Source organism: Chloroflexota bacterium, assembly GCA_034717495.1.
Lineage (GTDB): Bacteria > Chloroflexota > Anaerolineae > JAAEKA01 > JAAEKA01 > JAYELL01.
On sequence record JAYELL010000020.1, the window covers coordinates 38,106 to 48,545 of the forward strand.

The window sequence follows — 10,440 nt, forward strand, 5'->3', positions numbered from 1 at the left end:
GTGGGCGGGGAGTGGGCGGGGCATAAACCAACGGGGCCGGCCAAAAAAGGCGCGGCCCCGTCGAAAATTTAACGTCAGGCGACGGTGATCGAGTCGTCCAGGTAGACCTCCTGGATCGCCCGAAGCAACTGGGCGCCCTCGGCCATCGGCCGCTGGAAGGCCTTGCGGCCGGAGATCATGCCCATGCCGCCAGCTCGCTTGTTGATCACCGCGGTGCGCACGGCCTGAGCCAGGTCGTTTTCGCCCGATGCGCCGCCGGAGTTGATCAGGCCAATTCGGCCCATGTAGCAGTTGGCCACCTGGTAACGAACCAGGTCGATGGGGTGATCGCTGCTCAGATCGCTGTAGACCTTGGGGTGGGTGCGACCGAAGCCGATTGCATTGTAGCCGCCGGTGTTTTCGGCCTGCTTCTGTTTGATGATGTCCGCCTCGATAGTGACGCCCAGGTGGTTGGCCTGGCCGGTCAGATCAGCAGACAGGTGATAGTCCACGCCATCTTTCTTGAAGGCGGAATTACGCAGATAGGCCCAGAGCACTGTGACCATGCCCAACTGGTGGGCAATTGCAAAGGCCTCGCTGACCTCCTGGATCTGGCGCCGGGAATCCTCGGACCCGAAGTAGATGGTGGCGCCGATGGCGACCGCGCCCAGGTCGAAGGCCTGCTCAATGCTGGCAAACAGATTCTGGTCATGGATGGGAGGATAGGTCAATAGTTCATTGTGGTTGATCTTGACCATGAAAGGAATCTTGTGGGCATACTTGCGGGAAACGGCACCCAACACACCCAGGGTCGAGAATACCCCGTTGCAGCCACCTTCGATGGCAAGCCTGACGATATTCTCCGGGTCGAAGTAGTCGGGATTGGGGGCAAAAGAGGCTGCCGCCGAATGCTCGATGCCCTGGTCCACCGGCAGGAAGGAAAGGTAGCCGGTTCCCGACAGGCCACCGGTGTTGTACAACGTCTGCAGGTTGCGCAGCACTACCGGTGAGCGATCGGTCTGGGAGAAGGACCTGTCGATATAGTCGGGGCCGGGCAGGTGCAAGCGGTCCCTGGAGATCTTGGGGGAATCGAACTCCAGCAGACTGTCTGCCTCGCTACCAAGCAGTTCAGGAATATTTGCTGTCATTATCTATGCTCCTTAATGCGGGCTGCGGGATTCGCAGCTCAATGAATTTGATCTCAGGTGCCCAGAATTGCCCTTATCTCGAGCAGCCGACCTGCGCAACCCAGTTTTTCGCTTTTATGTACGATGAAGTTGGCATACTCGTCCATCATGATAACGCCAGGCTTGCGGAAATCGAACACTTCGGGGTGATCGCGGAAGAACTCTCGATGCACCCGTGTCCAGACCAGGCGCCCGTCGGTATCGATGTTGACCTTGGTAACGCCGAGCGGCACTGCTTTGGCAAACTCGTCTTCATCCACCCCTTTTGCAGAAGGATCGAGCGCGCCGCCGGCGGCATTGATCCGCTCGACTTCCTCCTGGGGAACCGACGACGAGCCATGCATCACCAGGGGGAAGCCGGGAAGCCGTTTCTGGATCTCAGCCACCCGATCGAAGTGAAGCCCCTGGCCACCGCTAAACTTATAAGCGCCGTGGCTGGTGCCGATGGCCACCGCCAGGGAGTCGCAGCCGCTGCGCTTGACGAACTGCTCGGCCTCATCCGGATCGGTCAACATGGCGTTCTTTTCGTCGACCTTGATGTCTTCCTCGACACCGCCCAGCATTCCCAGTTCAGACTCGACGCTAATACCCCTGGCGTGGGCGCGTTCGACAACCCGACGGGTAATGGCGATATTTTCCTCGAAGGGATGGTGGGATGCATCGATCATGACCGAGCTGTAGAAACCGGAGTCTATGCAGTCGTAGCAGGTTTTTTCGTCGCCATGGTCCAGATGAACGGCAAAGATAACCTCCGGATAGATGGCTTCAGCCGCCCGGATGATGGCTTCCAGCATGGTGGGTTGACCGACATAACTGCGCGCACCCCGCGAGATCTGGATGATCATGGGCGCCTCGGCTCGCCTGGCTCCCTCGAAAAGACCCAGGCATTGTTCCATGTTGTTGATGTTGTACGCGCCTATGGCGAACTTTCCGTAGGCGATCTCAAATAGCTCTGCGGTGGTTACGATCACAATGTCTACCTCGACTTCCGCGCGACAAAAACAAGGGGCCGGCATGTTGTACCTGACCCGTTCCAGAAAACACGAAATGAGTATAGCACGGACTGTGGGGGATGTCCAAAAAAACGACGCTTGATCAGGTAGGCAACAGGTAGATAGCGTCGGCCAGGAAGTCTACACCGACCTGACTGTTCGGGGGATAGACCTGAACATGACGGGGGTCGCTTTCGACGGCCACCATGGTCTGGTCAGCCACATCGACCTCGTACTCGACCTGGTCGCCCAGATAGGTAGAGCGCCGAATCGTGCCTATAAACTCACCGTCGTTCTCAACCAGGCGGATAGCGTCGGGCCTGACGACCAGTGTAACGGCCTCGCCGGGCTGGCGGGGCGTGTCCGGCAGGGGCACCTGCAGCTTGCCCTCCAGCGCGCTCAATGAAAGCTTGCCGTCTTCAGTGCCCAGTACGGTGGCGTCCACGAAATTGGCACGGCCAATGAAGTTGGCCACAAATCTGCTGGCTGGCTGCCGATAGATCTGCCAGGGTGGTCCTACCTGTTCAATTTCGCCCAGGTTCATGACCACGATCCGATCGGACAGGGCCATTGCCTCTACCTGGTCGTGGGTAACATAGACCGACGTGATGCCCAATTGCTGCTGGATGCGGCGCAACTCGGTGCGCATCTGCTCGCGCAGCTTGGCGTCCAGGTTGCTCAGCGGCTCGTCCAGTAGCAGCACCTTGGGTTCCATAACGAGGGCCCGGGCCAGAGCGACCCGCTGCTGCTGGCCGCCTGAGAGTTGGTTGGGCGCCCGGTTTTCCAGGCCGGTCAACTCGGTCAGTTCCAGAACCTCGGCAACCCGTCGGTTGATTTCATCGGTGGAGAGCTTGCGAATCTTCAAGCCGTAGGCGATATTTTCGTAGACGCTCAGATGGGGGAAGATGGCATAGGACTGGAAAACCATCGACATCTGCCTTTTGTCGGGGGGCAATGGGGCTACGTCTGAGCCGTCAAGAATGATCTCGCCTTCGGTGGGGAACTCGAACCCTGCAATGAGTCGCAGGGTTGTCGTCTTTCCACAGCCGCTGGGGCCGAGCAAGGTGATAAACTCACCCTGTTCGATGTCCAGATTGGCATGGTCGACAGCGACAACTTCACCACTGCCGCCGCGGGCGGGGAAAATCTTGACCAAATTTCGGAGTGATAGATAGCTCATGGGACTATGCTCGAGATTCCTATTCGGAAGAGAGCTGGCGGTCGACGCCGCCAATCTCCTGAAGATCGATATCCAGGTCAGAGCTGTAGGCCCGGTCCATGATGAGGTAGAACAGGCCGATGGCAATCAATACGATGAAAATCACGATCATGGCGTAGGCGGTTGCGATATTGAGGCCACCCTGCTCAACCTCACTGAGAATCTGCACGGTGAGGATGCGCCATTTTGGTGTGGTCAAAAAGATGATAGCACTGAGTGATGTCATGTGCCGTGCGAAGGCGAAGATCAGCCCGGCCAGGAAGGCAGGAGCGATCAGGGGCAGGGTGACTCGCCGAAAGGTAACCTGCGAGTCGGCGCCCAGGGAGGTCGAGGCCTCCTCGATGGCGGGATCGATCTGCTGGAGCGATGCCACACCAGCGCGCAGGGAGGCAGGCATGCTGCGCACCGCGTAGGCGGCGATGATGATGTACGATGTCCCTACCAGGGCCAGGGGTGCGCCGGCAAAGATCAGCATGGTGCTGATTGCAAGTAACAGTGCTGAGAACAGGGCCTGGCGTCCAGGCAGCACGCGACTCATCACATAGCCGCCGATTGCCATCAGCAACAGTCCATGTAGTGGCAGCGGTACCTGGGTGAAGACGTCGATCCAATCGGCGATACTGGTGACCAGGTCGGCAGCTTTACCGCCAAGAGAACGGCCCCAGGAAGACAACGCACTGGCTGGAAAGGTGCCAACCACATAAAGAAACAGGCCGATACCGACAACCAGGAGCAACAGGACCACTGCCCGGCGATGCTTGGGCAGCACGCTGAACCAGGCCACTATCAACAACAGGATACCGAGGATCAGGGCTGCGATGGCTACATACCACTCACCGGCCCATCCGGTCAGGAATCGGCCCAGGGCTAACCCGGGAACCACACCGAGGGCCAGCGCAATCACTTTTGCTGATCCAGGGGTATTCAGGTTGCTCATCAGGTAATAGAGGAATGCCAGGAAAACGAGAACCAGGGCTGCAAGGGGTGGGCTGATGAAGGCAATGATGAAGCCAATACCCAGGATCGTGCCCGGAACGGCGGCACCCAGATTCGATGTGAAGTCGAGGGCTTCTTTTCCGGAGAACTGGCGGCGCACCACCAGGAAGGCAACGATCATGCCCAAAACACCGGCAATTGGCGTGGCTACCGCCGAGAGGAAGGTTGTGTCCAGAATGGCTTCAAACCCCCGGTCGAATGCAATGCGGTAGTTCTCCAGTGTGAGCGAGTAGTCGACGCCCCAAAGGCGGGTGAATGATCCCAGGGCTATTGTTGCATAGAGAACTGCTACCAGGATCAACGCAAGGGTCGTCAGGATCACGAAGGGCCAGCGAATGTACCAGGCGTCAATCTGCAGCTGACCGCCCGTCGGCTTCCCGGTCACGGAGACGTAGGAGCGGCGGCTGACCCAATAACGCTGAACGATGAATACGGTGAGGGTCGGAATCAGCAATACCAACGAGAGAGCAGCGGCCTTTTGCTGATTATATTCGCCGTTGACTGCCAGGAAGATCTCGGTGGAGAGGACATTCCTGGTGCCGGTGAGCAGCAGCGGGTTGCCCAGATCAGCCAACGATTCGACAAAGAGCAGTAAGAAGGATCCGGCAAAACCGGGAATCAGCAGGGGCAAGGTCACGGTGCGCAGGATGTGCAGCTTGCCGGCTCCCAGGCTCTGGGCTGCCTCCTCCATGGAGGGATCCAGTCGTTCCAGCATGGCGCGAATGATCAGATAGGCCACGGGGAAAAAGGTAATGACCTGGACGAAGACCAGTCCATCGAGCCCGTAGATATCATTGACACCCAGGGTGAATTCGATCCCCAGTATATCTCTTGTGACCAATCCGCCGCGACCGAACAGCAGGATGACGGCAATGGCAATGGCGAAGGGTGGAGAGATGGTGGGGATCAAGGAGAGTGCATGGGAGACGCGAGTAAAAGGGTAGTCGCAGCGTACCAGGGTGAATGCCACAATGAAACCGAGCAATGTGCCACCTGTGGCCGTGGCCAGGCCCATGATCATGGTGTCGCGTACGGTGTTCCAGTTGTGTCGGGAAAAATAGGGATCAATGTAGCGGCCGAAGTATTCGAGGGAGACCCTGGTTGTGCCGAATTCGAAGAAACCCTGCACGACGACCCGCAGCAAGGGCCAAACGATAAAGAGAAACACAAAGGCTGTACTGATCAGCAGGCCGACCATCAATACAGGATCGCGGCCGATCTGCTGGATCTCCCGATAGCGTTGTTTCAGCGACTCGCGCCAGTTTGATGTCATGGGGCGAAAAGAAGTGCTGGCGAATGGCGAAAGGGCAACAGGGCAACAGGGCGAATCAGCGCCTGGCGCACCATGTCACAATAGTTGAGAAAAGTGCGACGTACCATTTATCACGTTATCACGGCATCGCGGTGCTGGTCCGATAGGAAATGGCGGGAGCGCAGTACTGCGCTCCCGCCATCCCTGTCGTCGATTGATTACTCTTTCAGATCCGCAGCGCCGGCGATCTCGTTGGTGAAGCGATCTACGAACTCCTTCTTGTGCTCGCCGCACCACACAAAGTCATAGTCAATCAGGTTGACCTCGAGCAGCTCCGGCATCGGAGGTGTTGCGCCCTTGACCGTAGGTGCCTGGTAAGCGCCATACTTGGGGCCAATTTCCTGTGTTGCAGGTTCGAGGGCCCAGTCGTACCACTTCTTGGCATTCTCCAGATTCTTGGCACCCTTGACGATACCCATGCCGCCGACCTCGTAACCGGTACCCTCTTCAGGGAAGGAAAGCACCAGAGGCAGGCCATCCTCGATCCGTTTCACGATATCGTGGGAGAAAACAATGCCCACCGCGGCCTCTCCGCCACCGACGAAACTGGCTGGCGCCGAGCCACTCTTGGTAAACTGGTTGACCTGGCCGGCATAGTCCCTCAGGAACTCCCAGCCTTCCTCTTCACCCTTGACCTGCAGGATCGTGCAGAGGGCGGTGTAGGAGGTGCCCGAGCTGGAGGGGTGGGCAACCATCAGTTGGCCTGCAAGTTCCTCTGCCAGGAGGTCGTCCCAGGCATTCGGTGCTTCCATGTCAGGATTCTCTTCCAGCCACTCGCTGTTGGTGGCGAAACCGAGAGAACCAACATAGATGCCGGCCCATTGATTTTCGGAGCTCAACATCAGGTCCTTGTTGACGATATTGGCATGATTGGGGCTGTCGTAGGTTTCCAGCAAATCCTCGGCCGAAGCTGCGATAAAGCTATCGATGGGGCCACCCCACCAGATGTCGAACTGGGGGTTTTCCTTTTCGTTGCGCAGGCGGGTCAGGCTTTCACCGCTGGACATGCGTACCCACTCCACGTTGATATCGGGATGGGCAGCTTCGAACTCACCCTCCATGCCCTCGCACCATTCCACCTGGGGGGTGCAAAGCAGGTTCAGCGTGTTGCTGGATGACTGTTGTGGGGCTCCAGGGGGTGGCGGGGGCACACAGGCCATGAGCAGAATCCCGGCAGCCACCAAAATGGCCATCAGGATCAAGGTGCGTTTGGTGAACATTTTTTCCTCCTTGAAGAAACGATCGGATACTGGTGTGAATTGGGGTTGGACAAGATAAGTCTCTGGTTTCTTCAGCGGGTGCAGAGGTACTGTCTTGACGAAGAAACCGGTGACCACGTGTTATTATACGGTTAACAATTGGTTAAAGCAAGTCCGCTTGCAACTGCTCAGGCATAAGCTGCAACGCACTTGCTCGTATGACTCCAAGTGGTTATTTTCGGCTTGACATTCAAGTCGACTGGATTTTCTACACCAAGTGCGTCGCACCTGAGAAGTTTCGTTCGTTTCAGTCCAACGGCGTGACGACGCCGGTCGATCCGTCAACCCTGATCCGCTGGCCTGTTTGCAGGCGACTGGTCGCCCGGTGAACGCCCACTACGGCGGGGATACCATATTCGCGGGCCACCACCGAGCCGTGGGTCATCAACCCCCCGACCTCCATGACCAGCCCCCCGGCCACCAGAAACAGGGGAGTCCAGGCCGGGTCGGTGCCGGGACAGACCAGGATTTCCCCCGGGAGCAGCATGGTCTCATGGGGATCGAATACCACCCGAACGATGCCCTCGACGATTCCCGGGGAGACCGGTGTGCCCGTGATGCTACCCTCGCCATCCTGGTCCTGCGCGGCAGCGATACCCTCGTAGAACGCTGTGCCATCGCTGAGCAATAGCCGGGGAACCTGGGCTCTCATCGTTTCCCGCTCGTAACGGGCGCGGCGTTCGGCGACCAGAGCCTTCCAGTCACGGTCCTGGTTGGCCGCCAACGCCTGGAGTTCCCGATATCGCAGGAAAAACAGGTCTTCAGCCCGATTCAGGACCCCGGCGGCAACCAGTTCGTTGCCACTTTCCAGGACGCCTTCACGCACGACGCCCATCAGCCGGATGATGGCGAATTTCGGATATTCCCTGAGTCCAGCCAACGCGCGCATGCGGGTGGCGAAGAAGCGGGCCAATCTGGCTTTGAAGGGATTCCTGATCCCGCGGACAATCCGGTCGATGGACTGGTGGGCTGCCCAGTCTGCCCGCCGGAACACCGCATCGGGCGCGAACGTTGGGTCGTCGATCTGAACGTAGGACTGAATCACCTGCATGATTTGGGCCGGCTTCCCGCGCCAGCGGGGCCGTCCAAGGTCGATCTCCGCCACGCCTCGCATGCCGTAGCGGTCCATAAAGGCGGCAATGGCTGCCTGAGCCGCGAGGGGCAAGCTGCCCGCGGCGTAGTCCTCAGCCAGCGTTTTAGCATCGTCGGCCGCGAAACGCGCGCTGCTTGGCGGGTCGGCCTGGATCACCTGGGCCACGGTCCATAACACCAGGTCCATTTCGGTGGTGACGTTGTGGGGCAGGCCCCGGGCAGCTTCCAGAGCCAATTGGTCGCTGCCGAACTGATTGCTCACCAAACGGCGAAGCTGAAAGAAGGATGCCATGCCCGCTGCCAGATTGGGAAAGATTATCGGAGCCAGCGTGTCGGGGAAAAATGAATTCAGGTTGTCCCAGACGGCCAACCGGTCGGCCAGCGTACCTGCCGCTCTCATGCGCGTCTGGGCGTCGATCAGCCCGGCCTCAGCTGCCCTGGTAGCGGCCTGGCGCTGTTCATCGGGGTGGCGCATGGCCCGAATGAACAGGGCGATCATTGCACGGTTTCCGGATAGCTGGCGGACCGCCCTGAGGCCAAGCCCCCGGCGGGTCGGCGCCAACTGGGGATGGTCCCACAGGGAATCCAGGGCCTGGCGCGCGGCAGGATCGATGTAGCCCAGGAAGCTGCGCGCCAGCCGGCGGAAAAGGGCGTGCCGCATGGCCGGGGTGAAGTTCACCCACAGGCGCTCACCTGCCACCTGGACCTCGCGCTGGGATTCCAGTTCAAGATGGCGGCCAAAGAGCTGCGCCAGAGAAAGCAGGACCAGCCGCAGGGTATCCTGCCCCAGTGGCGTGAAAGGGTCGAGCATCCCCTGCACGTGGCCCAGCGAAAACATGACCTGAAGCGGCTCCGGTGGCATGCCATCCGGCAGGGGAAAAAGCGAGGTGATGGCCCTGGATTGCAGCAGGATCAGTTGATCATCGGCCCAGGCCCACTCGATATCCTGGGGAACACCGGCATAGAGCTCTTGTGTTATCTGCTGACCCAGGCGTGCCAGCTCCACGATTGCGGCATCGGGCAGGGCCTGCCGGTTGCCGTCGATGGCAGTGGTGATGGTACCGCCACCTTCCTTGCCCCGGATCGTCACAGCCTTGGCGCCAGGGGTTTTTGCCAGGATCGCGCTCGTGCTGTTATCGACGATGTAGTTGTCCGGTTCCACCTGCCCGCTGACCAAAGCTTCTCCCAGGCCCAGGACCGCATCGATGACCGTTTCGGTGCGTTTGCCAGTGAGGGGATTGGCGGTGAACAGGACTCCCGATGCCTCGCTCTCGATCATATGTTGAATGATCACCGCCAGTGCCACATCCTCTTGCGGAATGGCGTTGCGTTGCCGGTAGGCGATGGCGCGGGCGGTCCAGAGGCTGCTCCAGCAGTCGACCAGGGCTTTTTCCAGGGCCTGCTCTCCCACCACGTTCAGGAAGGTATCTTGCTGTCCGGCAAAGCTCATGTCGGGCAGGTCTTCGGCGGTAGCAGAGGAGCGAACAGCCACCGCGGGCTTGCCCAGATTAGCGTAGGCGTCGCTCAGCGCCCTGCGCAACGAGGGGCATAGTTGGCCGGCGGCGAAACAGGCGCGGATGGCCCGGGAGGCCTCCTGCAAAGCGGCCGGGTCTTTCATATTGGTCGCGGCCAGCGCCTCCATGATCGGGCCTTGCAGGGCATTGTCCTCCACAAAAGCGCGATAGGCGTCTGTTGCGACGATGAAACCACCCGGCACGGGCAGGCCGGTTCGGGACATGAGGGACAGATTGATCCCCTTGCCGCCGGCATTGGTCAGGGTGATGGTATCAGAGTCGATGGGTAGAATGTGCACTGGATAACTCCGGGTAGACAATGAAACAAGGAAACAAGTAGACAAGTAGACAAGTAGACAAGGAAACAAGTAGACAAGGAAACAAGTAGACAAGTAGACAAGTAGACAAGTAGACAAGTAGACAAGGAAACAAGTAGACAAGGAAACAAGTAGACAAGTATGGATCCCCGCGTACCTCCTGGTACATCTACTACCTCTCGGTCCGCCTGCTAGCTCACGCACCGCCCGCTGGCGTCGTGCCTCGCGGCGGCCTACTCAGGATGCGCGTGTCCCGTTGGGACGGCCAGGGACAAATCAGTCGGCATCCTGAGCAGGTCACGAGCTTGCGAGGGACCGTGTCGAAGGGTGGCGACTTACCTCGTACCAGTACACTTCGGGCTAAATAACTATGCAGTTATCAAGGTCCTTCACTAGAGTTAGGGACGGTCTTTAACTGTATGTTTATCTACGCCAAGCTGTACTAACTAGCTTGCTAGCTCACGCACCGCCTGCTGGCGTGGCGTGCTGGCGTGCCGTGGTGTGCGCTCCTCCGAAGGACTCCGGATGGCCGCAGGACCGGAAGGAGCGGGCGCAAGCAGGGCGGGAGTCCAG

At 59.1% G+C, this 10,440-nt stretch carries 6 protein-coding genes; all 6 read right to left on the bottom strand.

Annotated features, from left to right (window positions below; all coding sequences use genetic code 11):
* Positions 1 to 74 precede the first annotated feature (74 nt).
* On the bottom strand, positions 75 to 1,127 hold the full coding sequence (locus U9R25_04495; protein MEA3335145.1) for a class I fructose-bisphosphate aldolase: 1,053 nt from the start codon (positions 1,125 to 1,127) through the stop codon (positions 75 to 77).
* A 53-nt stretch (positions 1,128 to 1,180) separates the two neighbouring features.
* The gene (locus U9R25_04500; protein ID MEA3335146.1) at positions 1,181 to 2,137 is read right to left on the bottom strand and encodes a class II fructose-bisphosphate aldolase; all 957 of its coding nucleotides are present in this window, start codon (positions 2,135 to 2,137) and stop codon (positions 1,181 to 1,183) included.
* A 124-nt stretch (positions 2,138 to 2,261) separates the two neighbouring features.
* A complete protein-coding gene (locus tag U9R25_04505; GenBank protein MEA3335147.1) occupies positions 2,262 to 3,338 on the bottom strand; it encodes an ABC transporter ATP-binding protein in 1,077 nt (358 codons plus the stop codon).
* A 19-nt stretch (positions 3,339 to 3,357) separates the two neighbouring features.
* The gene (locus tag U9R25_04510; GenBank protein MEA3335148.1) at positions 3,358 to 5,646 is read right to left on the bottom strand and encodes an iron ABC transporter permease; all 2,289 of its coding nucleotides are present in this window, start codon (positions 5,644 to 5,646) and stop codon (positions 3,358 to 3,360) included.
* Between the two features lie 197 nt (positions 5,647 to 5,843).
* A complete protein-coding gene (locus tag U9R25_04515) occupies positions 5,844 to 6,905 on the bottom strand; it encodes an ABC transporter substrate-binding protein (GenBank protein ID MEA3335149.1) in 1,062 nt (353 codons plus the stop codon).
* Positions 6,906 to 7,191: 286 nt separating this feature from the next.
* Positions 7,192 to 9,849: a PEP/pyruvate-binding domain-containing protein gene (locus U9R25_04520; protein MEA3335150.1), complete on the bottom strand. Its 2,658-nt coding sequence runs from the start codon at positions 9,847 to 9,849 to the stop codon at positions 7,192 to 7,194.
* Between the last annotated feature and the right edge of the window lie 591 nt (positions 9,850 to 10,440).